Genomic DNA, 23,951 nt, shown 5'->3' on the forward strand with positions numbered 1-23,951 from the left:
GAGAGGTGGACCGCAATTGTGAAAGCGCTGTTTAGGGCGATAATCGAACGTTAATGAACCGGTTGGAACATTTTATGCGAGGCGTTGCACAGGCGTGTGCGATGCTCTGCGATCCGCAGACGCACGTGGCGTATTCTGGCCGCTGGTGGCGGCCAGGCCAGGCGGCTGAAAACTTGAACAGGGAAGCCCGATGAGCACTGCCAGCACGCCGTTGTCCGGCATTAATCAACCTTTGAAAGGGATTGGTTTGATTCTTCTGGCGACTTTTCTGTTCGCCAGTCACGACACGCTGTCCAAATACCTGTCCGGCTTTTACCCGATCATTCTTGTGGTCTGGGCGCGCTATCTGGTCCACACGCTGCTCATGGCCTGCCTCTTCATGCCGTCGGCGGGGTTGCGTGTGTTGCGCACCAGACGCCCTGGGTTACAGGTGTTGCGAGCGCTTGCGCTGCTGGGCACCAGCCTGTTGTTCACCAGCAGCCTGATGTTCATTCCGCAGGCAGAGGCCACGGCGGTCAACTTCCTGGCGCCCCTGCTGGTCACGGCGTTGTCGGTGCCGCTGTTGCACGAGCGGGTGACGCGCGGCCAATGGGCTGCCGTGGTCGTGGGGTTTGTCGGGGTGATGATCATCATTCATCCGGGCGGCGAACTGTTCACGCCTGCGATTCTGCTGCCCCTGTCGTCAGCCCTGTGTTTTGCGCTGTATCAACTGCTGACGCGACTGGTCAGCCCGTTCGACAGCCCGACCACCAGCAATTTCTTCGCCGGGCTGTTCAATACGCTGTTGATGAGCGCGCTGGTGCCGTTCTTCTGGGAAGTGCCAGCACTCAAACACCTGCCGTTCCTGCTGGCACTGGGGGCGTGTGGCATGTCGGCCCACTTGCTGCTGACCCAGGCCTTCCGCTTCGCCGCCCCGGCCATGCTCGCGCCGTTCAGCTATTGCCAGATCGTGTTTGCCGGCCTGTTGGGATTCCTGGTCTTCGATCACACACCGTCGCCAACCGCACAGGCAGGCATCGCCATCATCTGCCTCAGCGGCCTGGCGGCGGCTTGGCAGCAGCGGCGTAAGGGTGGGTAACGGCCGACGCTGAGCGCTGTGTCGTGCCAATTCGGCGCTGACATCGCACAACCGCCTGTGACGCGGAGCGCCAAGAAATGCATCCCCACGCGGAGCGTGGGGACGATAGCCATTATGGTTCTTCGGGGGGTGTCAGACGGTTACTCGCTAAGCGTCGGAACCTTGCGCGGGGCCATGAAGTACAGCCAGATCAGGGCGATGAAGTACATCGCCGGAATCATGGTGAACAGCACGTTGTAATTGTTGTTGGTGGCGGTCAGCACAGCGCCCACGATCTGCGTCATGAACATGCCGCCGATGGCCGCGCACATGCCACCAAAGCCGAACACGGTGCTCATCATGTGCTTGGGCGTGTAGTCCATCACCAGGCTCCAGATGTTCGCCGTCCAGGCCTGGTGCGCGCCGACCGCCACAGAGATGGCCAGCACCGCCACCCACAAGCCGCTGGCGTTGGCGGCAAACACCACGCTGCAGATCGTGATGGCGAAAATCAGCATCGACAGCAGACGCGCTCTGGTCGCCCGCATGCCACGGCCGATCATCCACGATGAGAGAATGCCGCCGCCCACGCTGCCAAAGTCGGCAGTCAGCCAGATCAGGATCAGCGGGATCCCCATCTGCGTCACGCTGATCCCCAGGTTGTATTGCTGATTGAGAAACGGCGGCAGCCAATACAGGTAGAACCAGAACACCGGCGCCGTGATTGCGTAGGCCAGCGCGAACGCCCAGGTGCCACGCATCTTCAGAATGCCGGAGAAAGGCACCTTGACCGGTGCCGGCTCGACCTCCTGATTGATGTAGTCCAGTTCGGTTTTGCTGACGGTCGGGTGTTCTTCAGGGTTGTAGTACTTCAGGCGCCACATGATCACCCAGATCAGGCCCAGCGAACCCATTGCCACAAACGCTGCCTGCCAGCCCCACACGGTCAGAATCAGAGGCAGAAGGGCGGGGGTCAGCATGGCACCGACGTTGGTGCCGGCATTGAAGATCCCGGTCGCGACAGCGCGCTCGCCTGCCGGGAACCACAAACGGGTGGTCTTCACGCAGGCCGGGTAGTTGGCGGCCTCGGTCAGGCCCAGAATGAACCGGCAGACCATGAAGCCGACGGCGGAAGTCGCCAGGCCGTGAGCGCCGGTGGCCAGGCTCCACAGCAGCACGGCCAGGAAGAACGCGCGCTTGACGCCGACTTTGTCGATGAATCGGCCTTGCAGCACAAAGCCTACTGCGTAGCCGACCTGAAACCAGAAGTTGATGTTGGCGTAATCCATCGCCGTCCAGCTCATCTCCTTGGCCAGGATCGGCTGCATGACCCCGAGCGCTGCCCGGTCGATGTAATTCAGCGTGGTGGCGAAAAACACCAGGGCAAGCATGCCCCAGCGGGTCTTGCCCACGGCGAGGGCGCCGCGAATCTTTTCACCCATCCCGGCACGGGCGGCCTGGGCGACAGGGTTGGTCTGGGTATTGAGCATGATGATCTAACCATCCGTTCCAGGACTGTGCTGCTGGCAACAGTCGGACTGAGAAGTCCACTCGATGCAGGCGCTGTGCAGGTAAAGTGACGTCGTAGAACCGCGATTCGACAAGCCGGTTGAAACTCAGGCTTTCAGCGAAACGGTTCGTCGGGCCGACAATTTACAGGTTGAGCTGCGCAAGTGTGTTGGAATGTTTCAGGCGACGCGAATCGCCACCGGTTTTTTGGCCGGAGGCGTTCGTCGGGCATGACGTCTGGCGAGAGGGGCGAGCGGGTAGTCGAGCAAGGCGAAGAGGGAGTGCATGAGCAAGGTTCCTGTTGTTTGAATTGTTATGGTTTGCTGCTGATGAAGCGGACGATCAAAACGTCTGACTGCGGGTCTATCACTGCAATGTGATGCTGATGTTGATCATTGCGCAGTACAGCGTCAATTGACTAAAAAGGCTTCTGTTCGATAATCGAACGTAAAACTAACCAGTTCGTACACTTTAGGTTGCTGTAGGATTTTGACAGGCAAATACTTTATCCGCACCTCTGAATAAGGCCGGGAAAGGCCAGAATGCGGTGCTGTCCAGTCGTGACCCGATCAGGTTGCGTTCATCCAGGAGCTGAAAAGCATGCAGCGTTCAATTGCTACCGTATCCTTGAGCGGTACCCTGCCCGAAAAACTCGAAGCCATCGCCGCAGCCGGCTTTGACGGCGTCGAGATTTTCGAAAACGATTTGTTGTACTACGACGGCAGCCCGCGCAACGTCAGGCAGATATGCGCCGACCTGGGCATCGCCATCACGCTGTTTCAGCCGTTCCGCGATTTTGAAGGTTGCCGCCGTGACCGCTTGCAGCGCAACGTGGACCGTGCCGAACGCAAATTCGATCTGATGCAGGAACTGGGCACTGATCTGGTGCTGGTCTGCAGCAACGCGTCTGCCGATTCGGTGGGCGATGAAAACATTCTGCTCGATGACCTGAGCCTGCTGGCCGAGCGTGCCGGTGCCCGTAACCTGCGGGTCGGTTACGAAGCGCTGGCCTGGGGCAAGCATGTGAACACCTGGCAACAGGTCTGGAATCTGGTGCGTCAGGTCGATCATCCGGCACTGGGCGTGCTGCTCGACAGCTTCCACACGCTGTCACTGAAGGGCGACCCGAGCGCGATTGCGCAAATACCCGGCGACAAGATCTTTTTCGTGCAAATGGCCGACGCGCCGATTCTGGCAATGGATGTGCTGGAGTGGAGCCGCCATTTTCGCTGTTTCCCCGGTCAGGGCGAGTTCGACCTCGCGGGTTTCCTGGCACCTATCCTGCGCAGCGGCTACACCGGCCCGCTGTCGCTGGAAGTGTTCAACGACGGTTTCCGTGCCGCGCCGACTCGCGCCAATGCCGCCGACGGTTTGCGCTCGCTATTGTATCTGGAAGAAAAAACCCGTCAGTTGCTGGCGCGTGACGAACCCGCTGCGGTTCCCGAGGTGCTGTTCAATCCGCCGCCTGCCAGCACGTACAACGGCGTCGAATTTCTCGAGTTCGCGGTCGATGAGAGCCACGGCGCTCGCTTGTCGGGCTGGTTACAGCGATTGGGGTTCGCCAAGCTGGGGCAGCACCGCTCCAAAGCGGTCAGCCTGTTGGGGCAGGGCGATATCAAAATCGTGCTGAATGCCGAGCCGTACTCATTTGCGCACAGCTTTTTCGAATCTCACGGGCCGTCGTTGTGCGCCACCGCTTTGCGGGTCGACAACGGTCATCAGTCCCTTGAGCGTGCGCGTGCATTTAAGGGCCAGCCCTATCGCGGGCTGGTCGGCCCCAACGAGCGTGAGATTCCTTCGGTGCGTGCGCCCGACGGCAGCCTGATCTATCTGGTCGACAAGGCGGTGCCCGGCGATTCGATTTACGACAGTGATTTTGTCGTCGACCCGCAGGCGGTCGCCAAGGGCGGTTTGCAGCGTATCGATCACATGGCCATGGCGCTGCCAGCCGACAGCCTCGACAGTTGGGTGCTGTTCTACAAAAGCATTCTGGATTTCGAAGCCGACGATGAAGTGGTGCTGCCCGATCCTTACGGGTTGGTCAAAAGCCGTGCCCTGCGCAGCCGTTGCAGCACCGTGCGGCTGCCGCTGAACATCTCCGAGAACCGCAACACCGCCATTTCGCATGCGCTGTCGAGTTACCGTGGTTCAGGCGTGCATCACATTGCGTTCTCCTGCGAAGACATCTTTGCCGAGGTCAGTCGCGCCAAGGAAGCCGGCGTGCCGTTGCTGGATATTCCGCTCAACTACTATGACGATCTGGCGGCGCGCTTCGATTTCGATGAAGAGTTCCTCAGCGAGCTGGCGTACTACAACGTGCTCTATGACCGCGACGCGCAGGGCGGCGAGCTGTTTCACGTCTACACCGACGCCTTCGACGGACGTTTCTTCTTCGAGATTCTGCAGCGCAAGAACGGCTATGTGGGGTACGGCGCTGCCAATGTGCCGGTGCGCCTCGCGGCGATGGCCAAGGCGCGCAATGTCGCTGTACGCCAGACCCGGCTCTGAGCCCGGGCCGACGCCTCGCCGGTATACATAAGCCCTGAAGATCCCACAAAGACGTGTGTAGACCGGTGAGGGCCGCGCCAAGGACGCTGTGCGGGTTCAGAGTCCCTGCAGCTTTCCTCTGTCGCCGGTCGGCTTCATACTTCACGCATCACTCGTGGTCATGAGCCAACAATGAAAACAATCGACTCCGCCGTTGCCATCAGGCCTGCCGCCGTGTTGCCGAAGGGGCGCAAGAACAACCCGGAAAAAACCCGCGAAGACATCCTCCAGGCCGCTGTGGCCGAATTCGTTGCCCATGGGCTGACCGGTGCCCGCGTCGATGCCATTGCCGAGCGGACCAAAACCTCAAAACGGATGATTTATTACTACTTTGGCAGCAAAGAGCAGCTGTACGTCGACGTGCTGGAAAAACTCTACGGTGCGATTCGCAGCACCGAAAGCGAACTGAACCTGAGCGAGCTGGAGCCGGTCGAGGCAATTCAGCGTCTGGTTGAATTCACCTTCGATCACCACGACAACAATGTCGATTTCGTGCGCATCGTGTGTATCGAAAACATCCATTATGGCGAGAACGTCAAACAGTCCGACACGATCCAGGCCCAGAGTCAGACGGTCATCAAGGCACTTGAGGGCATTCTGCGGCGCGGTGAAGCCGAAGGCCTGTTTCGTGACAATGTGCATCCTGTGGATCTGCACCTGATGATCAGTTCGTTCTGCTTTTACCGAATCTCCAACCGCCACACGTTCAGCGAGATTTTCCAGATCGAGCTGTGGAGCGATGAGGTCAAGCAGCGTCACAAGGCAATGATCTGCGACGCTGTCATGCGCTACCTCAAACGCTGATGCCTACAGTGTGTGGAAATGCGCCATCATGCGTTCGGCGTCAGCGGACCGGCCACTAAACAGCTCGAACGCCTTGACCGCCTGAAACACCGCCATCGTGCTGCCATCCAGCGTCCGGCAGCCCAATGCGCGGGCCTGTTTGAGCAGCTCGGTTTCCAGCGGAAAGTAGATGATTTCTGCGACCCACAGTGCGGGGCGCAGCAGCTCCACCGGCAACGGCGTGCCCGGCAGTTTGGCCATGCCGACCGGCGTGGTGTTCACCAGCCCGTCCGCTTCGGCCATTGCAGCCGGCAAATCGAGACCCACGTGAGCACGTCCGGCCCCGAAATGGCTGTTCAGGTTGTCCACGAGTCCTTGTGCGCGTTGCGGGTCCACTTCAAACACGGTCAACCGCTCGACGCCTGCTGTCAGCAGCGCATGAGCCACCGCGGCTCCTGCGCCCCCTGCACCCATTTGTACGACTCGCTGGCGTGCTGCCTGGTGCAGACCGCGCTGGAAGCCTTCGGCGAAGCCCAGGCAGTCGGTGTTGTGGCCGATGCGCTTTCCATCCTTGAAGACCACAGTGTTCACCGCACCGATGCCACGGGCTTCATCGGAGAGTTCGTCCAGCAACGGGATGACCGCCTGCTTGCAGGGGAACGTGATGTTCAGGCCGGTAAAGCCGCAGTTCTGAGCGCTGTCGATCAACTGGGGCAGGGCGTTGATGTCCAGCTGCAGCGCATCGATATCGATCAGGCGATACAGGTAGCGCATGCCCTGCGCATCGCCTTCGTGCTCATGCATGGCGGGCGTTCGCGACGCCTGAATGCCGGAGCCGATCAGGCCGGCCAGTACGGAAGTGTGTTCAGCGTGGGTCATAAAATACGTCTCTTGTTTTTGCGACGCTGCCCGGTCTTGGCAGGTGTTGAGCGGAATGTACCAGATGGTTAATAGTGTCGCAGTCTACCGTCAGACGCCATACAGCGATGTTGTGCGGTGATCGCCCCAATCAGCGATAATCCCCGCTCAACCGCGTCACCCCCGAGAGAGTCAGAGCCCGAGCATGTCCGATTCCGCGTTCAGCGCCACCCAGCAACAAGCCAGCACCCTGTATTTGCCACCCGGCCCCTGGGCCACGGTGCTGGACTGCCTGTGTGCGAAGTTTTCGGCCATCAGTCGCGAGCAGTGGCTGGATCGGATCGCGCGCGGCCGGGTTCTGGATGCCGATGGCAAGACCATCGCGCCAGACCTGGCTTACCGTGAAGGGCTGAAGATTCACTACTTTCGCGAAGTGCCCAATGAGACGCCGATCCCTGTCGTCGAAACGATCCTCTATGCTGACGAACACTTGGTCGTCGCCGACAAACCTCACTTTCTTCCTGTGACACCGGCGGGTGAATACGTCGAGCAGACCTTGCTGCGCCGCTTGATCCATCGGCTCGACAACCCGGATCTGGTGCCACTGCACCGCATTGATCGGCACACCGCCGGGCTGGTGCTGTTTTCCGCCAGCCGACAGACGCGCTCGGCGTACCAGTCGCTGTTCCCGACCCGGCGTATCGACAAATGCTATGAGGCCATTGCGCCAGCGCTGCCTGATCTGGAATTCCCGCGCCTGCACGAGAGCCGTCTGGTCGAGGGCGAGCCGTTCTTTCGCATGCAGGAAGGGCCGGGTGTTGCCAACACCCGGACGCGCATTGAAGTGCTGGAACGTCATGAACACCTGTGGCGTTATGGCTTATACCCGGTGACCGGCAAGAAGCATCAACTGCGCGTACACATGGCGGCACTGGGCGCGGCCATCTGCAACGATCCGTTCTATCCCGATGCCTTGAAAGACCCGGTAGACGACTATCAGCATCCGCTGAAACTCCTGGCCCGAAGCCTTCGCTTTACAGACCCGCTCAGCGGCGAAGGGCGTCATTTCGAAAGCCTGTTGAAGCTGGACTGGTAGCCCCGGGCTAAAAATAAAAGGCAAAAAAAACCCGCACTCGGCGGGTTTTTTCAAATCAGTCACACCGCGTCAGGGTTACAGATCCTTGACGGTACGTACCTGATCCTTGTTGATGCGCGTTTCTTTGCCATCAAGCTGTTTGAACTCGTAGAAACCCGATTCTTCATCGTACTTCGGCGTATCGACGGCCTGGATTTCACGACCATCGTTCATAGTGATCACAGTGGGCGATGCGCAACCGGCGAGGGAGGCAATGCTCAATGCAAGCAGGAAGGCAGCGGGGAGGGTCCGTTGTTTCATTACTGTGTCTCCAGATGGATTCTTGATTACTGAACTCTCAGACGTATACGCCGTCCGCAAGTTCCGTATACACCGTGCGCGAGCTCAATAGCACTCACTTACAGTGATTTTCATTGACCCCTGCCAACAGAGAGGGGGTGTTCAGGTTCGCCAGACGTGGATCATCGGCTTCCAGTTGTACAGCAACGGGGTGCAGTGACTCCATCGCCCGTCGCGGGCTGCGCTCGCCGGTCTGCCATGCGGCTTCCAGCGTTGCAGCGCAGGCGACGGGAATCATACATAAAAGCGGCTGCCAGTGTTGACCTTCACGCACCATGACAGGTCGCTGCGGATGTTCGAACGCTTTTTCGCGCACCGCCCGCAGCAACGGCTCATCGACCAGAGGCACGTCGCAGGGCAATACCAGCAGCCACGGGTGGCGCGCGAGCGGCAGGGCAGCGCGAATCCCGGCCAGCGGGCCGTTGAAGTCCGCGTCGCCATCTTCAACCACCTGATCGGCGTACTGTGCGTAGCGCTCGATGTTGCGGTTGCAGGAAATGATGAGGTCATCGGTCAGTGGCCGGGTCAGGCCATGCAAATGGTCGATCAGCGCCTTGCCCTGCCATTCGATCAAACCCTTGTCGCGCCCCCCCATGCGCTGCCCGCGGCCTCCGGCCAGCAGCAGGACAGAGCAGGAGGGCAGTGCGGCAGGGACATTCATCAAACACTCGGCGGGCAGGCAAAAGGAGTGCTGTGATATAACACCGGCCTGTTCTCTTAACAACTGGATGAGGCCATGAAAGCCAAGGCTGACACACCGTTCGTACCCCTGAATATTGCCGTTCTGACCGTCAGCGATACTCGCACCCGTGAAACCGATACGTCCGGTCAGATGTTCGTCGACCGCCTGACCGAGGCCGGTCATGGCCTGATCGAGCGCGTGCTGCTCAAGGATGACCTGTACAAGATTCGTGCTCAGGTGGCGACCTGGATTGCCGACGATCAGGTGCAGGTTGTGCTGATCACCGGAGGCACCGGCTTCACAGGGCGTGACAGCACCCCCGAAGCCGTGGGTTGCTTGCTGGACAAGCAGGTTGATGGTTTTGGCGAGCTGTTCCGGCAGATTTCAGTGCCTGATATCGGCACCTCGACCATTCAGTCTCGCGCCCTGGCCGGGCTGTCCAACGGCACGCTGGTATGCTGCCTGCCGGGTTCCACCAATGCTGTGCGCACGGGTTGGGACGGCATTCTGGCCGAGCAACTGGATTCACGCTTCAGGCCCTGCAATTTCGTGCCACACCTCAAGCAGGCCGAACCCTGCGCGACCCGTGGTTGAGTGCGCATGAACAACGAGCCTAAAGCCTTGTTGCCGGTTGAGGAGGCCATCGCCCGGTTATTGTCGATGGCCGATGCGACGCCGATCACGGATCGCCAGCGGGTGTCGCTGGGCGAGGCCGAAGGCCGGGTGCTGGCCGTGGACCTGGTTTCCACGCTGGACATGCCGCCGTGGCCGAACAGTGCGATGGACGGCTATGCCTTGCGTGTGGCGGACCTTACCGGCGAGCCCTTGGTCGTCAGCCAGCGCATTTTTGCCGGTCAGGCTCCCGAGCCACTGGCACCCGGCACGTGCGCACGGATATTCACCGGCGCGCCGATGCCCGAGGGCGCCGATTGCGTCGACATGCAGGAAAACACTGAAGTGCTGGCGGATCAGCGTGTGCGCTTCAGCGAGCCGCTCAAGGTCGGCCAGAACGTTCGTCCGCAAGGTCAGGAAACCCGTGTCGGCGACACCGTACTGGCGGCCGGTACGCGGCTTGGGCCTATCGAGCTGGGGCTGGCTGCTTCACTGGGGCTGGCCGAGCTGGAGGTGATTCGTCGTGTGCGGGTGGCGGTATTGTCCACGGGCGACGAATTGATCGAGCCGGGTCAGCCGCTGGGGCCTGGGCAGATCTACAACAGCAATCGGGTGTTGCTGTGCAGCTGGCTGGCGCGGCTGCACTGTGAGGTCGTGGATGCAGGCATTCTGCCGGATGACCTGCCGAAAACCCGCACTGCGCTGGCGAACCTGCACGACGTCGATCTGATCCTCTCCACGGGCGGCGTTTCGGTCGGTGAAGCGGATTTTCTCGGCCATGCGTTACGCGAGGACGGCGAGCTGACGCTGTGGAAGCTGGCCATCAAGCCCGGAAAACCCCTGACGTTCGGGCATTTCCGAGGCGTGCCGGTCATCGGTCTACCCGGTAATCCGGCGTCCACGCTGGTCACTTTCGCGTTGCTGGCGCGCGCTTACCTGCTGCGTCGGCAAGGTGTGCTGGATGTCGCTCCGTTGAAGTTTCCAGTGCCGGCCGGGTTCGTCTGGACGCGTCCCGGCAATCGTCGTGAATACCTGCGCGGTCGTCTTGAACAGGGCAAGGCCGTGGCTTATCGAAACCAGAGTTCCGGCGTGCTGCGCAGCGCCGCCTGGGCGGACGGTCTGATCGAGGTGCGCGAAGGCACGACAGTGGCCGAGGGCGACTGGGTCAACTTCATCCCGTTGAGTGAAGTGCTCGGCTGAATGCATTCGAATGGTGGGTCGGGTACACATGAGCTACCCTCAACAACGCTGACAAATTGGGCAACCGGACTTCGCCCTGGAGTGTTGTTATGGCGTCATTGAAAGTGGCTTGTGTCATCCCGACCTACAACGGTCGCCAGGATCTGGAGCGGCTTCTGGATTCGCTGGCCACGCAGACGGCGAGCTTCGACACGCTGATCGTGGATTCCAGCTCTTCGGACGGTACGCTGGAGCTGGCCCAGGCCCGCTGTGCCAACGTCATGCGCATCGACAGCAAGGACTTCAACCACGGCGGCACCCGGCAGATGATGGTCGATCTGCATCCCGACTATGACGTGTATGTCTACATGACCCAGGACGCCTACGTCGAAGACATCGATGCCATTGCCAATATTCTGCTGCCGTTTGCCGACCCGAAGGTCGGTGCGGTATGCGGTCGTCAATTGCCACACAAGAACGCCAACCTGCTGGCTCAGCACGCTCGGCTGTTCAACTACCCACCCACCTCGCAGATCAAAACCCTGGCCGATGCTGGCACGCTAGGGATCAAGACGCCGTTCATGTCCAACTCGTTTGCGGCTTATCGGGGGGCTGCGTTGCGTGCCATCGGTGGTTTCCCTCGGCACGTGATCCTGTCCGAAGACATGTACGTCACGGCCAAAATGCTGATCGATGGCTGGAAAGTGGCTTACGAAGGCTCGGCCGTGTGCCGTCACTCCCACAACTACAGCTTGCGTGAAGAGTTCTGTCGTTACTTCGACATTGGCGTGTTTCAGTCCCGGGAAGCGTGGATCTACGAGACCTTCGGTGGCATCGGCGGCGAGGGCATGCGCTACGTGAAGTCCGAGCTGACGTTCCTCGGCCCCCGGCGAATCCTCTGGTGGCCGATGTCATTCGTACGCAATGCGCTGAAGTTGCTGGCTTACAAATTGAGCAAACAGGAAAAGCGCCTGCCCCGAAGCGTGAAGAAAAAACTCGGGATGTACAAACGCTATTGGGACAGCCCTTACGCCTGAGTCACGCGCCGGACGCTGAGCATCCGGCGCAGTGACAGGTCAGCCTTTCGCGGCTTCTTCGTCCAGACGGTCCGCCTCGAACAACTGCGCCAGGTCAGCCCGCGCCTCGCGGGCGGTCTGCAGCACCTTGGCGTCGTCGTCATACACTTCGTGCTGGGCCGCCAGCACTTGTTCATCGTGACGCTTGAAGCGACTGATGCGCGCATTGGCCTGCGCCTCACTCAGGCCCAGCCCCATCAAGGTTTGACGGCTCATTTCCAGGCTTGAGTAGAACGTCTCGCGCACGGCGTGAGCGCCCAGGTCCATCAGGCGATGAACGTGCTGCCGGTTACGTGCGCGGGCGATGATCTTCATGTGTGGGTACAGCTTGCGGATCAATTCGGCGGTTTTGATATTGGTATCAGGGTCGTCAGTCGCGATGACAAAGTATTCCGCTTCATCGACCTTGGCGGCACGCAGTATTTCAGGGCGTAGCGGGTCGCCGTAGAACACCGGCACGTTGCCGAAACTGCGCGAGAACTCGATGGATTCCACAGCGGTGTCCAGCGCAATGAACGGGATTTTCTGCGCGCGCAGGATCCGCGCGACGATCTGCCCCATGCGGCCCATGCCGGCAATCACCACGCGGGGTTTATCGGTCTGGATGTCACGGTATTCGTCGGGTACGTCCACCACCTTGGCCTTGGGTTTGATCCAGCGAGCCAGGGCAATGAACAGCAGCGGCGTGATCGCCATCGACAAGGTGATGGTCAGTACCAGCATGTCGTACAGGCGGGCTTCGAACAGCCCTTGCGCGCTGCCGATCTTGAACACCACAAAAGCAAACTCGCCCCCGGCGGCCAGTACCAGCCCCAGTTGCAACGCACTGCGATTGTTGAGACCGCCAGCGGTGCGGCCGATCAGGAACAGCATCGGCAGTTTGATGCCAATCAGCAGCAGCGTCAGGCCCAGCACCGCCAAGGGCGAGCTGAGCAGCAGGCCGACGTTGGCGCCCATCCCGACGCTGATGAAGAACAGGCCCAGCAGCAGGCCCTTGAACGGTTCGATCTGGGCTTCCAGTTCGTGGCGGTATTCGGAGTCGGCCAGCAGCAGGCCCGCGAGAAACGCACCCAGCGCCATGGAAACACCCACCAGTTCCATCAGCCATGCGGTGCCGATCACCACCAGCAAGGCGGTGGCCGTCGAGACTTCCTGAATCCGGGTCTTGGCGACGATGCGAAACACCGGACGCAGCAGGTAGCGGCCGCCGATGACCACGATGGCGATACTGCCCAGCACACGCAGGCCGTGGTTGATGCTCTCGCCGGTGTCCATCGCATGGTCGGACCCCGCCAGAAACGGCACCATCGCAATCAACGGAATTGCCGCAATGTCCTGAAACAGCAGGATGGCAAATGCCATGCGGCCATGCGGGCTGTTCAGTTGCTTGCGCTCGGCCAGACTCTGCAGGCCGAAGGCGGTGGATGACAGCGCCAGTCCCAGACCCAGCACAATCGCCGTGTTCAGCGGCTGGCCGAAGGCGTACAAGGCGACGCCGCCGATCACCAGGCCTGTCAGCAGCACCTGTGCCATGCCGACGCCGAATACCGACTTGCGCATGACCCACAATCGCTTGGGCGACAGCTCAAGGCCGATGATGAACAGCAGCAAGACCACCCCGAGTTCCGAGATGTGACTGACGCTCTCGGTATCGCCGATCAGCCCCAACACCGACGGGCCGATTATCACGCCCGCGAACAGATAGCCGATGACCGCGCCCAGTTTCAGGCGTTTGGCGAGCGGCACGGTCAGCACCGCCGCGAGCAGAAACACCACTGCGGCCTGCAAAAGGCTGCCTTCATGGGGCATGTAAAACTCCTTGGTAATGATTAAACTCAGTGTTGAAGCAGGGCGGTATTAAAGCATGTGAGTTTTACACGGCAATGTTCATCGGGGCATGACGATCATCAACGCGGTTGATAGCGGATGGGCAGGGAGGCGCAGAAAGGGAGGTCAGGCGCGGGATCAAAGTTCGCAGCCGATGCGATTCGTCGCGCATCGGCGTAAGATGTGCGCGCAAACAAGCGGCGCTAACTGACCGTTCATGAGCTTTCAGGAAACTGTTATGACCAACAAACAGCGTTTGATTTATTCGATTCTGATCGCCCTCGGCGTTCTGGCGATCATGCTGGGCTTGTCGCATCTGCAGAACAGCGGGACCATCACTGAGAAGACCTTTCAGTACATTGCTATCAGCGTGGCAGTACTGGTCGTGATCCTCAACGGGATTATGCGTCGCAAGGTCAAGCGCTGAGCGCTGGCTGACGATCAGGGGTGTGACAACCCCGGTTCATTGCGTCGAAGCTTTCGCGTCACCCAGCCATTCCCGGGCGCGAGGATGCAGGCTGTAAGTCTTGTCATCGTTAAGGTTGATCACACCTTCATCGCACAAACGTTTCAGCACTTCGCGCACGCTCAGAAATGAAAGCGGCACATCGAGCCTCAGCAGTTGGCTGTGTACACCTCGTACCCCCAGCGGCTGGCCTTCTTCGCTGGATACCAGAAGCGCATCCAGCACCTTGAGCCTGACCAGGCTTGTGCGCAGGCCAAAGCTTTTCAGCAGCATCCGGATGTGCTCATTGCCGGGCCGCTCGGTCTCCAGGGCAGGCGACTGTGACTGCGCGGCCAGCGCTGTTTGCCGCAGCAAAGTGCGAGTCGTGATTCCTTGGCGATTGAACATCCACAAACTCCTTTTCAGGCTTTTTTTAAACACTCTCAGTTACTAAGACGAACGAGGAAGGCAAAACCTCAGTTTCTGGATGAAAAAAAGGGTCGGGCCGACGTCCACATACGTGTCGCGGCGATTGAAGGGTTCAGGATAGATGAAGGCAGCGGGGCGACGCAGGTGGTTCATCCGGTTGTTAGAGGGGGGCAGCGTCGTTCTGCCTGCGCCTGAGGTCAGCCCTTGGGTGTGTCGGACAGGCGACGGTTGAGCACCGGGTTGCCGTTTTGATTGTGGGTCACATAGACCGGCAGCACCTTGGGCAGAGACACCAGCAGGTTCGACAGGTCGTGGGTGTTGTAGCTGCCGCCCAGGCGCACGGCACCCGTGGCCGTGTCAGCCAGCAAAATAGGCATTGGCAGGTAACGATTGATCAAGGGCAGCGCCTGGCTGAGCGGCAGGTCATTGAAAATCAGCTTGCCATTGCGCCACGCCAGGCTCGCGTCCTGTGCAGGGGTCTGGCTGATCAGTGGGGTATCGTCTCCGGTTTTGTAGCTCGCCTGCATGCCGGGGTCGAGGCGCTGGCTGGACGCGGGGTGCGTGCGGTCGCCGCTGACCTGAACCGAGCCCTCGACCAGCGTTACGCGCACCTGATCCTGATACATCCACACATTGAAGCGTGTTCCTGTGACCTCGATGCTGCCCTGTCCGGCATCGACCACAAACGGGTGTGCGCTGTCATGGCTGACTTCGAAGAATGCCTCACCGTTTTTCAGTGTGACACTGCGTCGGTTGCGGTAATGGGCGTAAGTGAGTTGGGTTCCCAGGTTCAGTTCTGCGCGGCTGCCGTCAGCCAGGACCACCAGGCGGGTGGCGGCGCCGGCGTTGTAGGATTCATAAGTATTCGGCAACCAGCCCTGATACCAGCCCACATAACCCGCGATTGGCATGGCCAGCGCAATGACCGCCGCCGCAGCGGCCACCTGCCAGACCCGGCGACGCTTGCGCCGTGGCAGGGCCGGATTGGCTTGCGCTGCCTCGATGGAAACGCGCGGGGCAGGGTTGAGCGGTTCGAGCTGCCCGGTCATGTCCCAGACCTCGTTCATTGCCTGATACTCGCGCGCATGCAGAGGGTGCGCCGCCAGCCACTCATCGAAGGCTTTTCGTTCTGCGTCCGTGCAGTCATCAGCGTGCAGTCGCATGCACCAATGCGCAGCCGCATCGGTGATTGCATCGTGTTCTGCCTTGCTGAAGAGAGGGTCGCTCATGGGCGCTCCGGCCATTACCGTTGGCGCATTCTACCCTCGGATTTCATGGAGAGAGAACATTCGCTGGCGATTACGCATCAGCGCACGATGTATTTCCTTGTGAATGCAAGCCGCTCTCATACACGGCAGACAGGCACAGGGGAGTAGTGTTGCCGGGGCCGGAGCGCTACTCTCGGGGCGTGCGATTTCTCACGTCAATGCCATTACCGGGAGCTTCAGATGCGCGCGACGACTGCCGATGAGCCTGTTTCAACTGTCTCGTTCCTGCAACTGACAGACCTGTTGCGCCGCATCTTTCTTGCGCACGGCACCTCGCCAGAGGTGGCCGGTGTGCTCGCTGAAAACTGCGCCAGCGCCCAGCGCGACGGTTCGCACAGTCATGGCATCTTTCGAATACCCGGTTATCTGTCTTCACTGGCCAGCGGCTGGGTGGACGGCAAGGCCGTGCCGGCAGTCGAAGATGTAGGGGCCGCCTTTGTCCGGGTCGATGCGGGCAACGGCTTTGCCCAGCCGGCGCTGGCGGCGGCCAGACCGTTGCTGATCGACAAGGCGCGCAGTGCCGGGATTGCCATTCTGGCGATTCGCAACTCTCACCATTTTGCGGCGCTATGGCCGGACGTCGAGCCTTTCGCCGAGCAGAATCTGGTCGCCCTGAGCATGGTCAACAGCATGACCTGCGTTGTGCCTCACGGTGCGCGTCAACCCTTGTTCGGCACCAACCCGATTGCCTTCGCAGCTCCGCGTACAGGCGGCGAGCCCATCGTTTTTGACCTGGCAACCAGCGCCATTGCACATGGCGACGTGCAGATAGCGGCCCGTGAAGGTCGATTGCTGCCTGAGGGGATGGGCGTTGATCGCGCCGGGCGACCCACCGAGGACCCTCATGCGATTCTCGATGGTGGAGCGCTTTTGCCTTTCGGCGGGCACAAGGGGTCTGCGCTGTCGATGATGGTCGAACTGCTGGCGGCGGGACTTACAGGTGGCAACTTCTCGTTCGGGTTCGACTGGTCGGGACATCCCGGTGCGCAAACACCCTGGACAGGCCAGCTCTTGATCGTCATTGATCCCGACAAAGGCAGCGGTCAGCATTTTGCCGAGCGTAGCGAAGAACTGGTACGACAGCTTCACGGGGCAGGGCAGGAGCGTCTGCCCGGTGATCGACGTTACCTTGAGCGTGCAAGCTCGATGGCCCACGGTATTCCCGTCGCCGAGGCTGATCTCGAGCGATTGCGGGTACTGGCTGGCGATTGATCCATTTACATATTCACTGACCATTCGTCGTGATCAGTATTGTGCCGGGACGCTTATCTAAATACTGTATGTATGAACAGTAAAGAACGAATGAGGTCTGTCATGTCCCTTGACTCAGTGCAAAGCACGGTTGCCCAACAACATCGCACGCTCTGCGTACTCAACGAAATGCAGCGTGAGGATTTCCTGAGGCTGGCGGCTGCATTGCGCCAGTTCAACGCCTACGAGCCCGAGGTGTCCATTGCCATTTCGACAGCCCGCTCAGGCGGCGAGTATCGGCAGGCGGGCGTCATGGAATAGGGGGCCAGCGGTCAACCCCGGAAAGCCTCGTGTTGCCTGTGAGTATATGAAGCGTATATGATTCGTATATTCAATATGAGGTGAACATGGGCCTGGTAAAAATTTCTGAAAATATGCACGCCAACCTGCGCTCCGCCAGTGTTGCGCTCAGCCGTTCCATCAATGCGCAGGCTGAGCACTGGATGCGCATCGGCATGCTGGCTGAACTGCACCCTGCACTGAATTACAGCGAAATCTGCCAGATGCTGATTCGCATCGAAAATACAGGTGACACGGTGCTGACAGCCTCCACTTTCAACGTTTCAGAGCGCTCTGACTCACACTTTTCCAAGGCCGCCTCATGAGCAGCTCAATCGGTATCAAGACCGAGCAGGACCTCGTGCAGTTGCGTATTGCCGGAAGACTGGCCGCGGATGTGCTTGCGATGATCACGCCTTACGTCAAGGCGGGTGTCAGCACCGAGGCGCTCGATGACATCTGCAATGAATACATCGTCAAAGAGCTGAAAGTGATCCCCGCGAATGTGGGTTATCACGGTTTTACCAAAACCACCTGCATCTCGCCCAATGCGGTGGTTTGCCACGGCATACCCTCGGCCAGGGACATTCTGAAGGATGGCGATATCGTCAATATCGATGTCGCGGTCATCAAGGATGGCTGGTACGGCGATACCAGCCGCATGTACCTGGTGGGCGAGGTCAGCCCGCTGGCCAAGCGTCTTGTCGAGACGACCTATGAAGCAACCCGCGCCGGCATTCACGCCGTGCGCCCGGGGGCGACGCTGGGTGATATCGGTTATGCCATCCAGAGCGTGGCGCACCGTGAAGGCTTCAGTGTGGTACGCGAATATTGCGGGCATGGCATTGGCCGCAAATACCATGAAGAGCCCCAGGTTTTACATTACGGCGCCCAAGGCAAAGGCCTGCGGTTGAAAGAGGGCATGGTGTTCACCATCGAGCCGATGATCAACGCCGGCAAGGCAGGCACCAGGACGCTGCCGGACGGCTGGACGGTGCTGACCAGCGATCTTTCACTCTCTGCGCAGTGGGAGCACATGGTTGCAGTGACTGCAGACGGCTTCGAACTGCTGACGCCCTGGCCTGACGGTACGGGCGATTACCCTGCGGTCTAGCCATGAATAATGGCCTCTACGGAGGCCATTATTTTTGACTGGCAGAAAAAGCCTCAATACTCAGGCAAAGCCCTTTTCCAGTGTACTTGCGTGACGCCTAAGCTTTTGGCTTGCAGCGTGGCGGTGCGCAACGGGCCTGCAGAGATATTGCCACTGACCGTTCCGACGCCGGCGTGCAGCGTTGCGCAATGCAGCGCATCATTCTGACAGAGCTGCCTCGTCTGATGCAGAAAGCACCGTGGCTCGCCATTGAACTGGTAGTAAATTTCAAATTCCGTTTGATAATTCATCGTTCTCTACCTGAAGGCTTATGTCTCGCCGTATTGAATGAGACCTGTCGGTAGCAGTGCCTGGGTCAGAAAGCCTTTCTAATCAGGTGGCTGCGTTCCATAGCCTAGAACGAAAAGTGCTGCACTCAACGGCTAACTTATCAGTTGTCCGATGAGTGGGCTTTTCGCTTATTCAAATGCATGCATCAGGCGTTTTCAGGCAATCCGAACGAAGTCTTTCTGCGCCGATCACGTATTATTTGCACGATTTCAGATCAACCGGCCCGACAAAGTCATTACCACGACCCATGACGCAGGCGACCTGCTGATTGCGCTGGCGCTCCCAGACCTGAGGCGGGTAGGTCTTGTTCCAGGCTTCATAAAGCTGGCGATCCTGGCGGGACAAACGCAAGTTGTATTGCTTGCTCATATAGAAGTAGGTGCGGGCGATCATGCCGCGTATCGAAGGCCTGGGCATGACCTTTTTGGCTTTGAAGTCCACTTGGGTCAGGCAGGAGCCGTACTGGCCTTTTTTCTCGGGAACCCAGCCAAAACTGAAGTTGCTGCGGTCACCGTTCACCTCGCCAATGCTGGGCACCAGATTATGCAGGTCGGCTTCGGCGCGCTTGTAGACGGCATCATTTTTCGTGCAGTTCTTGCGTCCGCCATTTTGCCAGCATTGGCGCAGGTGGCCGATCTGCCAGGCCGGCACGATGTGTTCCCATTCGATCCGGCTGGCGCGCTTGGCACTCTTGCGCGGGACATAGCCACAGCCAGCGAGATCGACCCGTTTGCCGGAGTATTTGCAGCCGCAATAAAACTCGGTCGATTGTGGCGCATACAGGCCCCAGGCGACTTTTTTCGCTTCACTGAACGTGCGTGGGGCATCGGCCTGGGTCGTGAATGACGCGGTGATGAGCAGGGTGGTGCAAAACAGGGTAGAAAATCTAAACGTCATGCCGTCAATCTTCCTTCGGCAATGTCCAGAATATTTGCACGCCACCGTCATCGCGCCAGGCGAGGGTGACATTATCGTTCTCGGCTATTTCTTCAAGGAGCTGCGCCCAGTCGTCTTCCGATTCGTCAGGCTGACGAAACAGCAGGGCAGCCCTGGATTTCTGCGCAGTGGGCGAGTTGATGATTTTCTGCACCCGCATCCCCATGCGCTCGTAAGGGCCGGGAGTGGAAGGGGTCGCTGCGGTTTGTTTTGCCACGGAAAAATTCCCTCAAGTCGCTGTACGGGCATACAGTATTTCAGAGTGGGATCTTTCGCAACATCTATGTAGGATAAAGCGCCTTGAGTGGCACACTGTCGTCTCGAAAAAATCCTGTAACGCGCAAGGAGTCATGCATGAATATCAAACCACTGACATTTCCGCTGCTGGCCGCAGCCGTTGTGCTGTTGGCCGGTTGCTCCACACCTTCTGTGGTCACCCTGCAGAATGGCACGCAGTACGTGACCAAAGACATGCCCAAGACCAAGACGCGGGATGGTTTCTATGAGTTCGAGGACATTTCCGGCAAGACGATCAAAATCAAGGCCGACGACGTGGCCACGGTCAGACCGGAAGATTGATGGAGTCTGCCCGTTCAAAACTGATCGTTCCCATGCTGTATGAGGAACGATCAGCGCACGCAAATTTCATTTCCGGTGGATTGACAAACCCTTAAGCATTTTCCATAGTTCGCTCCTCGCAAACGTTTGCGCGTCGATGCTCCGCATCGACCCTGCGTCGTTCGCCCGAACAATAATCACAAGATCGGAGATGAACTCATGAAGCTGCCATTCGCTGGACGCCTTCTCGCTGTCGCCATGTTTGCTGCCGTCACGGCAGTCATGCCCCTCGCTTCTGCATATGCCCAGACCCCGGAAAAACCCAAGGTCGCGCTGGTCATGAAGTCACTGGCCAACGAATTCTTCCTGACGATGGAAGACGGTGCGAAGGCCTACCAGAAAGAACACGCCAACGAATTCGACCTGATCTCCAACGGGATCAAGGATGAGTCCGACACCTCTGCACAGATCCGTATCGTAGAGCAGATGATCGTTTCCAAGGTCGATGCGCTGGTGATTGCACCTGCCGACTCCAAAGCGCTGGTTCCAGTGCTCAAGAAAGCCACGGACGCCGGTATCAAGGTCGTCAACATCGACAACCAGCTCGATCCCGATGTGCTGAAAAGCAAAAACCTGCAAATCCCCTTCGTAGGCCCTGACAACCGCAAGGGCGCTGAACTGGTAGGCGACTACCTGGCCAAAAAACTTACTGCTGGCGACGAGGTGGGCATTATCGAAGGCGTGTCGACCACCACCAATGCTCAGCAACGCAGCGCCGGTTTCAAGGACGCGATGGACAAAGCACAAATGAAAGTCGTGTCCACGCAGTCCGGCAACTGGGAAATCGACAAGGGCAACGCTGTTGCCTCGGCGATGCTCAATGAATACCCGAACCTGAAGGCGTTGCTGGCGGGTAACGACAGCATGGCGCTGGGCGCCGTTTCCGCCGTGCGCGCAGCAGGCAAAGCCGGCAAGGTCATGGTGGTGGGTTACGACAACATCAACGCGATCAAACCGATGCTCAAGGACGGTCGAGTGCTGGCCACGGCTGATCAGTTCGCGGCAAAGCAAGCGGTCTTCGGTATCGAAGCTGCGCTGAAGCTGGTCAAAGGCGAGAAGGTCGACAGCAACGAAAAAGGCGTTATCGAAACGCCAGTAGAACTCGTTACCAAACCTTGATCCACGCCGCGTAAAGGCGCCTGTCCTGACACGGACAGGCGCTGGGAGAAATGTATGTCAGCGTCTGCTCAGACAGCTGTTCTTTCGGTCAGTGGCATCGGCAAAACTTACGCTCAACCCGTACTCGGTGACGTTGACCTGACGTTGATGCGTGGCGAAGTGCTGGCCCTGACCGGGGAAAACGGTGCCGGTAAAAGCACCTTGTCGAAAATCATCGGTGGGCTGGTAACGCCTACCACCGGGCACATGGAGTATCAGGGGCAGCCTTATGCACCGGCGAGTCGCACCCAGGCTGAAAAGCTTGGCGTTCGCATGGTCATGCAGGAGCTGAACCTGCTGCCGACCCTGACCGTCGCTGAAAACCTGTTTCTCGACAATCTGCCACGCCGTGCCGGCTGGATCGACCGCAAGCGCCTGCGTGAAAATGCTATCAAGGCAATGGCTCAGGTCGGGCTGGACGCGATTGATCCCGATACGCTGGTGGGGCAGCTGGGTATCGGCCATCAGCAGATGGTTGAAATTGCCCGCAACCTGATCGGCGACTGCCACGTGCTGATCCTCGATGAACCCACCGCCATGCTGACCTCGCGCGAGGTAGAGATGCTGTTCGAGCAGATCACGCGCTTGCAGGCCCGTGGTGTCTCGATCATTTATATCTCCCATCGTCTTGAAGAGCTTGCCAGGGTCTCTCAGCGCATCGCAGTGCTGCGCGATGGGAAGCTGGTGTGCGTCGAACCGATCGCTCGTTACAGCAGCGAGCAACTGGTCACGCTGATGGTTGGCCGTGAACTGGGTGAACACATCGATATGGGGGCTCGGCAGATTGGCGAAGTGGCGCTGTCAGTCAAGCGCCTCAGCCGTGCCGGCAAGGTTCAGGATGTATCGTTCGACGTGCGACGCGGCGAAGTGTTTGGTATTTCCGGTCTGATCGGTGCCGGGCGAACCGAGCTGCTGCGCCTGATTTACGGTGCCGACGTTGCCGACAGCGGTGCCATTGAAGTCGGTCAGCCGTTGCAGAAGGTCACCATTCGCTCGCCGGCTGACGCCGTGGAGCATGGTATTGCGCTGATCACCGAAGACCGCAAGAGCGAAGGGCTGCTGATGTCGCAATCCATCAGCGCCAATATTGCATTGGGCAACATGCATTCCATTTCCCGGGCGGGCGTGGTCAATGCCGATGAAGAGCTGAAGCTGGCGCAGCGGCAAGTCGCTGCCATGCGTATTCGCAGCTCCAGTCCGACCCAACTGGTTTCCGAGCTGTCGGGCGGTAACCAGCAAAAGGTCGTGATCGGTCGCTGGCTGGAGCGTGATTGCCCGGTCATGTTGTTCGACGAGCCAACCCGTGGCATCGACATCGGCGCCAAGTTCGATATCTACGCACTGCTGGCCGAATTGACCCGCCAGGGCAGGGCACTGGTGGTGGTTTCCAGCGATCTGCGCGAGCTGATGCTGATCTGCGACCGTATCGGCGTGCTGTCTGCCGGTCGCCTGATCGACACGTTCGAGCGTGACAGCTGGACTCAGGACCAATTGCTGGCCGCTGCCTTCGCCGGTTATCAGAAACGTGATGCGCTGCTCGACGATGCGGCGCCCAGGAACAACTCATGAAAACGACTCCTTCCCCGACGCAGACAGTGCCGGCTCGCCGCAGCGGCAATTATTTCGGCCTCGGCACCTACATCGGGCTGGCGGGCGCACTGCTGGTCATGATTGTGCTGTTCTCCCTCCTCAGCGATCACTTCCTGTCCTATCAAACGTTCAGCATGCTGGCCAACCAGATCCCCGACCTGATGGTGCTGTCTGTCGGGATGACACTGATCCTCATCATCGGTGGCATCGACCTGTCGGTCGGCTCGGTGTTGGCACTGGCCGCTTCGGCGGTGAGTGTGGCGATTCTGGGGTGGGGCTGGAGTGTGTTTCCGGCCGCATTGCTGGGGATTGCCTGTGCGACCCTGGCCGGTACGATTACCGGCTCCATCACCGTGGCGTGGCGCATTCCCTCGTTCATCGTGTCCCTCGGTGTACTGGAAATGGCCCGTGGTGCGGCCTATCAGATGACCAACTCGCGCACGGCCTACATCGGCGACTCGTTCGCGTGGCTGTCTGACCCGATCGCTTTTGGCATCGCGCCGTCGTTCATCATCGCCCTGATCGTCATCATCGTTGCCCAGGCGGTGCTGACCCGCACAGTGTTCGGTCGCTACCTGATCGGCATCGGCACCAACGAAGAAGCCGTACGTCTGGCAGGGATCAATCCCAAGCCCTACAAGATTCTGGTGTTCTCGCTGATGGGCATGCTGGCCGGTGTGGCCGCGCTGTTTCAGATATCGCGACTGGAAGCCGCCGATCCGAATGCCGGTGTCGGTCTTGAGCTGCAAGTCATTGCGGCGGTGGTGATTGGCGGTACCAGCCTGATGGGCGGGCGCGGTTCGATCATCAGCACGTTCTTCGGCGTGTTGATCATCTCGGTGCTTGCAGCAGGTCTGGCGCAGATCGGTGCGACCGAGCCGACCAAGCGCATCATCACCGGCGCGGTGATCGTGATCGCGGTGGTGCTGGACACCTACCGCAGCCACCGGGCACGGCGCCAGGGATGA

26 protein-coding genes are annotated in these 23,951 nt (G+C 59.5%); 16 read left to right on the top strand and 10 right to left on the bottom strand.

What is annotated here, in order from left to right; translation table 11 throughout:
- Window positions 1-190 precede the first annotated feature (190 nt).
- On the top strand, window positions 191-1,078 hold the full coding sequence (locus BW686_RS12255) for a DMT family transporter (RefSeq protein WP_084917044.1): 888 nt from the start codon (window positions 191-193) through the stop codon (window positions 1,076-1,078).
- A gap of 140 nt (window positions 1,079-1,218) precedes the next feature.
- Here the strand turns inward: BW686_RS12255 and BW686_RS12260 are convergent, their stop codons facing one another.
- Complete coding sequence (locus BW686_RS12260) at window positions 1,219-2,547, bottom strand: MFS transporter (protein ID WP_084917045.1); 1,329 nt, start codon at window positions 2,545-2,547, stop codon at window positions 1,219-1,221.
- A gap of 619 nt (window positions 2,548-3,166) precedes the next feature.
- Here BW686_RS12260 and quiC point away from each other — a divergent pair.
- Complete coding sequence (quiC, locus tag BW686_RS12265; RefSeq protein ID WP_084917046.1) at window positions 3,167-5,074, top strand: 3-dehydroshikimate dehydratase QuiC; 1,908 nt, start codon at window positions 3,167-3,169, stop codon at window positions 5,072-5,074.
- Window positions 5,075-5,245: 171 nt separating this feature from the next.
- Window positions 5,246-5,917 (top strand): TetR/AcrR family transcriptional regulator, encoded by a 672-nt coding sequence (locus BW686_RS12270; RefSeq protein ID WP_084917047.1) that lies wholly within the window; start codon window positions 5,246-5,248, stop codon window positions 5,915-5,917.
- A 3-nt stretch (window positions 5,918-5,920) separates the two neighbouring features.
- Here the strand turns inward: BW686_RS12270 and BW686_RS12275 are convergent, their stop codons facing one another.
- A complete protein-coding gene (locus tag BW686_RS12275) occupies window positions 5,921-6,775 on the bottom strand; it encodes a shikimate dehydrogenase (protein ID WP_084917048.1) in 855 nt (284 codons plus the stop codon).
- A 184-nt stretch (window positions 6,776-6,959) separates the two neighbouring features.
- Between BW686_RS12275 and BW686_RS12280 the strand changes: the two genes are divergently transcribed.
- Window positions 6,960-7,850, top strand: coding sequence for a pseudouridine synthase (locus tag BW686_RS12280; protein ID WP_084917049.1), 891 nt, complete (start codon window positions 6,960-6,962; stop codon window positions 7,848-7,850).
- Window positions 7,851-7,925: 75 nt separating this feature from the next.
- Here BW686_RS12280 and BW686_RS12285 read toward each other — a convergent pair whose 3' ends face one another.
- Window positions 7,926-8,150 carry a YgdI/YgdR family lipoprotein gene (locus tag BW686_RS12285; RefSeq protein ID WP_084917050.1) on the bottom strand — a complete coding sequence of 75 codons (225 nt, stop codon included), beginning with the start codon at window positions 8,148-8,150 and terminating at the stop codon, window positions 7,926-7,928.
- Between the two features lie 94 nt (window positions 8,151-8,244).
- On the bottom strand, window positions 8,245-8,850 hold the full coding sequence (gene mobA / locus BW686_RS12290; RefSeq protein ID WP_084917051.1) for a molybdenum cofactor guanylyltransferase MobA: 606 nt from the start codon (window positions 8,848-8,850) through the stop codon (window positions 8,245-8,247).
- A 75-nt stretch (window positions 8,851-8,925) separates the two neighbouring features.
- Here mobA and moaB point away from each other — a divergent pair, with 75 nt between their 5' ends.
- The 3 genes from moaB (at window position 8,926) to BW686_RS12305 (ending at window position 11,699) form a co-directional block, all read left to right on the top strand.
- Window positions 8,926-9,465 carry a molybdenum cofactor biosynthesis protein B gene (gene moaB / locus BW686_RS12295; protein ID WP_005893511.1) on the top strand — a complete coding sequence of 180 codons (540 nt, stop codon included), beginning with the start codon at window positions 8,926-8,928 and terminating at the stop codon, window positions 9,463-9,465.
- Window positions 9,466-9,471: 6 nt separating this feature from the next.
- The gene (locus BW686_RS12300; protein ID WP_084917052.1) at window positions 9,472-10,683 is read left to right on the top strand and encodes a molybdopterin molybdotransferase MoeA; all 1,212 of its coding nucleotides are present in this window, start codon (window positions 9,472-9,474) and stop codon (window positions 10,681-10,683) included.
- Between the two features lie 89 nt (window positions 10,684-10,772).
- Window positions 10,773-11,699 carry a glycosyltransferase family 2 protein gene (locus BW686_RS12305; RefSeq protein ID WP_084917053.1) on the top strand — a complete coding sequence of 309 codons (927 nt, stop codon included), beginning with the start codon at window positions 10,773-10,775 and terminating at the stop codon, window positions 11,697-11,699.
- 39 nt (window positions 11,700-11,738) lie between these two features.
- Here the strand turns inward: BW686_RS12305 and BW686_RS12310 are convergent, their stop codons facing one another.
- A complete protein-coding gene (locus tag BW686_RS12310; RefSeq protein WP_084917054.1) occupies window positions 11,739-13,547 on the bottom strand; it encodes a monovalent cation:proton antiporter-2 (CPA2) family protein in 1,809 nt (602 codons plus the stop codon).
- Between the two features lie 256 nt (window positions 13,548-13,803).
- Here BW686_RS12310 and BW686_RS12315 point away from each other — a divergent pair, with 256 nt between their 5' ends.
- Window positions 13,804-13,992, top strand: coding sequence for a hypothetical protein (locus BW686_RS12315; protein WP_084917055.1), 189 nt, complete (start codon window positions 13,804-13,806; stop codon window positions 13,990-13,992).
- 36 nt (window positions 13,993-14,028) lie between these two features.
- Here BW686_RS12315 and BW686_RS12320 read toward each other — a convergent pair whose 3' ends face one another.
- Both BW686_RS12320 and BW686_RS12325 read right to left on the bottom strand, forming a co-directional pair.
- Complete coding sequence (locus BW686_RS12320; protein WP_084917056.1) at window positions 14,029-14,418, bottom strand: Fe2+/Zn2+ uptake regulation protein; 390 nt, start codon at window positions 14,416-14,418, stop codon at window positions 14,029-14,031.
- 218 nt (window positions 14,419-14,636) lie between these two features.
- Window positions 14,637-15,668: a FecR family protein gene (locus tag BW686_RS12325; RefSeq protein WP_084917057.1), complete on the bottom strand. Its 1,032-nt coding sequence runs from the start codon at window positions 15,666-15,668 to the stop codon at window positions 14,637-14,639.
- Window positions 15,669-15,887: 219 nt separating this feature from the next.
- Here BW686_RS12325 and BW686_RS12330 point away from each other — a divergent pair, with 219 nt between their 5' ends.
- The 4 genes from BW686_RS12330 to map all read left to right on the top strand — a co-directional run bounded on the left by BW686_RS12330 (window position 15,888) and on the right by map (window position 18,351).
- Complete coding sequence (locus tag BW686_RS12330; RefSeq protein WP_084917058.1) at window positions 15,888-16,919, top strand: Ldh family oxidoreductase; 1,032 nt, start codon at window positions 15,888-15,890, stop codon at window positions 16,917-16,919.
- Window positions 16,920-17,021: 102 nt separating this feature from the next.
- Entirely contained in the window at window positions 17,022-17,219 is a 198-nt protein-coding gene (locus tag BW686_RS12335; protein ID WP_084917059.1) for a hypothetical protein, read from the top strand.
- An 86-nt stretch (window positions 17,220-17,305) separates the two neighbouring features.
- Entirely contained in the window at window positions 17,306-17,563 is a 258-nt protein-coding gene (locus tag BW686_RS12340) for a ParD-like family protein (RefSeq protein ID WP_084917060.1), read from the top strand.
- Window positions 17,560-18,351 carry a type I methionyl aminopeptidase gene (map, locus tag BW686_RS12345; protein WP_084917061.1) on the top strand — a complete coding sequence of 264 codons (792 nt, stop codon included), beginning with the start codon at window positions 17,560-17,562 and terminating at the stop codon, window positions 18,349-18,351. Before BW686_RS12340 ends, map begins: the two co-directional genes overlap by 4 nt.
- Window positions 18,352-18,404: 53 nt before the next feature.
- Here map and BW686_RS12350 read toward each other — a convergent pair whose 3' ends face one another.
- The 3 genes from BW686_RS12350 to BW686_RS12360 form a co-directional block, all read right to left on the bottom strand.
- Window positions 18,405-18,641: a DUF6555 family protein gene (locus BW686_RS12350; RefSeq protein ID WP_084917062.1), complete on the bottom strand. Its 237-nt coding sequence runs from the start codon at window positions 18,639-18,641 to the stop codon at window positions 18,405-18,407.
- A gap of 235 nt (window positions 18,642-18,876) precedes the next feature.
- On the bottom strand, window positions 18,877-19,578 hold the full coding sequence (locus BW686_RS12355) for an endonuclease (protein ID WP_084917063.1): 702 nt from the start codon (window positions 19,576-19,578) through the stop codon (window positions 18,877-18,879).
- Between the two features lie 4 nt (window positions 19,579-19,582).
- Window positions 19,583-19,834 carry a DUF1654 domain-containing protein gene (locus BW686_RS12360; RefSeq protein ID WP_084917064.1) on the bottom strand — a complete coding sequence of 84 codons (252 nt, stop codon included), beginning with the start codon at window positions 19,832-19,834 and terminating at the stop codon, window positions 19,583-19,585.
- Between the two features lie 137 nt (window positions 19,835-19,971).
- On the opposite strand from BW686_RS12360, the gene BW686_RS12365 reads away from it, so the two are divergent.
- The 4 genes from BW686_RS12365 (at window position 19,972) to BW686_RS12380 (ending at window position 23,951) form a co-directional block, all read left to right on the top strand.
- Entirely contained in the window at window positions 19,972-20,196 is a 225-nt protein-coding gene (locus tag BW686_RS12365; protein ID WP_084917065.1) for a YgdI/YgdR family lipoprotein, read from the top strand.
- Window positions 20,197-20,394: 198 nt separating this feature from the next.
- Entirely contained in the window at window positions 20,395-21,354 is a 960-nt protein-coding gene (locus tag BW686_RS12370) for a sugar ABC transporter substrate-binding protein (protein ID WP_084917066.1), read from the top strand.
- A gap of 54 nt (window positions 21,355-21,408) precedes the next feature.
- Entirely contained in the window at window positions 21,409-22,962 is a 1,554-nt protein-coding gene (locus BW686_RS12375) for a sugar ABC transporter ATP-binding protein (protein WP_084917067.1), read from the top strand.
- Window positions 22,959-23,951, top strand: a complete 993-nt coding sequence (locus tag BW686_RS12380) for an ABC transporter permease (protein WP_084917068.1) — start codon at window positions 22,959-22,961, stop codon at window positions 23,949-23,951. Before BW686_RS12375 ends, BW686_RS12380 begins: the two co-directional genes overlap by 4 nt.

Source organism: Pseudomonas syringae (assembly GCF_002157375.1).
In the GTDB taxonomy this organism is placed as follows: Bacteria; Pseudomonadota; Gammaproteobacteria; order Pseudomonadales; family Pseudomonadaceae; genus Aquipseudomonas; species Aquipseudomonas syringae_T.

Excerpts from the sequence above, each read along its gene's own strand:
- BW686_RS12255 (WP_084917044.1), top strand. The coding sequence starts at position 191 with ATGAGCACTGCCAGCACGCCGTTGTCCGGCATTAATCAACCTTTGAAA.
- BW686_RS12260 (WP_084917045.1), bottom strand. The coding sequence starts at position 2,547 with ATGCTCAATACCCAGACCAACCCTGTCGCCCAGGCCGCCCGTGCCGGG.
- quiC (WP_084917046.1), top strand. The coding sequence starts at position 3,167 with ATGCAGCGTTCAATTGCTACCGTATCCTTGAGCGGTACCCTGCCCGAA.
- BW686_RS12270 (WP_084917047.1), top strand. The coding sequence starts at position 5,246 with ATGAAAACAATCGACTCCGCCGTTGCCATCAGGCCTGCCGCCGTGTTG.
- BW686_RS12275 (WP_084917048.1), bottom strand. The coding sequence starts at position 6,775 with ATGACCCACGCTGAACACACTTCCGTACTGGCCGGCCTGATCGGCTCC.
- BW686_RS12280 (WP_084917049.1), top strand. The coding sequence starts at position 6,960 with ATGTCCGATTCCGCGTTCAGCGCCACCCAGCAACAAGCCAGCACCCTG.
- BW686_RS12285 (WP_084917050.1), bottom strand. The coding sequence starts at position 8,150 with ATGAAACAACGGACCCTCCCCGCTGCCTTCCTGCTTGCATTGAGCATT.
- mobA (WP_084917051.1), bottom strand. The coding sequence starts at position 8,850 with ATGAATGTCCCTGCCGCACTGCCCTCCTGCTCTGTCCTGCTGCTGGCC.
- moaB (WP_005893511.1), top strand. The coding sequence starts at position 8,926 with ATGAAAGCCAAGGCTGACACACCGTTCGTACCCCTGAATATTGCCGTT.
- BW686_RS12300 (WP_084917052.1), top strand. The coding sequence starts at position 9,472 with ATGAACAACGAGCCTAAAGCCTTGTTGCCGGTTGAGGAGGCCATCGCC.
- BW686_RS12305 (WP_084917053.1), top strand. The coding sequence starts at position 10,773 with ATGGCGTCATTGAAAGTGGCTTGTGTCATCCCGACCTACAACGGTCGC.
- BW686_RS12310 (WP_084917054.1), bottom strand. The coding sequence starts at position 13,547 with ATGCCCCATGAAGGCAGCCTTTTGCAGGCCGCAGTGGTGTTTCTGCTC.
- BW686_RS12315 (WP_084917055.1), top strand. The coding sequence starts at position 13,804 with ATGACCAACAAACAGCGTTTGATTTATTCGATTCTGATCGCCCTCGGC.
- BW686_RS12320 (WP_084917056.1), bottom strand. The coding sequence starts at position 14,418 with ATGTTCAATCGCCAAGGAATCACGACTCGCACTTTGCTGCGGCAAACA.
- BW686_RS12325 (WP_084917057.1), bottom strand. The coding sequence starts at position 15,668 with ATGAGCGACCCTCTCTTCAGCAAGGCAGAACACGATGCAATCACCGAT.
- BW686_RS12330 (WP_084917058.1), top strand. The coding sequence starts at position 15,888 with ATGCGCGCGACGACTGCCGATGAGCCTGTTTCAACTGTCTCGTTCCTG.
- BW686_RS12335 (WP_084917059.1), top strand. The coding sequence starts at position 17,022 with ATGTCCCTTGACTCAGTGCAAAGCACGGTTGCCCAACAACATCGCACG.
- BW686_RS12340 (WP_084917060.1), top strand. The coding sequence starts at position 17,306 with ATGGGCCTGGTAAAAATTTCTGAAAATATGCACGCCAACCTGCGCTCC.
- map (WP_084917061.1), top strand. The coding sequence starts at position 17,560 with ATGAGCAGCTCAATCGGTATCAAGACCGAGCAGGACCTCGTGCAGTTG.
- BW686_RS12350 (WP_084917062.1), bottom strand. The coding sequence starts at position 18,641 with ATGAATTATCAAACGGAATTTGAAATTTACTACCAGTTCAATGGCGAG.
- BW686_RS12355 (WP_084917063.1), bottom strand. The coding sequence starts at position 19,578 with ATGACGTTTAGATTTTCTACCCTGTTTTGCACCACCCTGCTCATCACC.
- BW686_RS12365 (WP_084917065.1), top strand. The coding sequence starts at position 19,972 with ATGAATATCAAACCACTGACATTTCCGCTGCTGGCCGCAGCCGTTGTG.
- BW686_RS12370 (WP_084917066.1), top strand. The coding sequence starts at position 20,395 with ATGAAGCTGCCATTCGCTGGACGCCTTCTCGCTGTCGCCATGTTTGCT.
- BW686_RS12375 (WP_084917067.1), top strand. The coding sequence starts at position 21,409 with ATGTCAGCGTCTGCTCAGACAGCTGTTCTTTCGGTCAGTGGCATCGGC.
- BW686_RS12380 (WP_084917068.1), top strand. The coding sequence starts at position 22,959 with ATGAAAACGACTCCTTCCCCGACGCAGACAGTGCCGGCTCGCCGCAGC.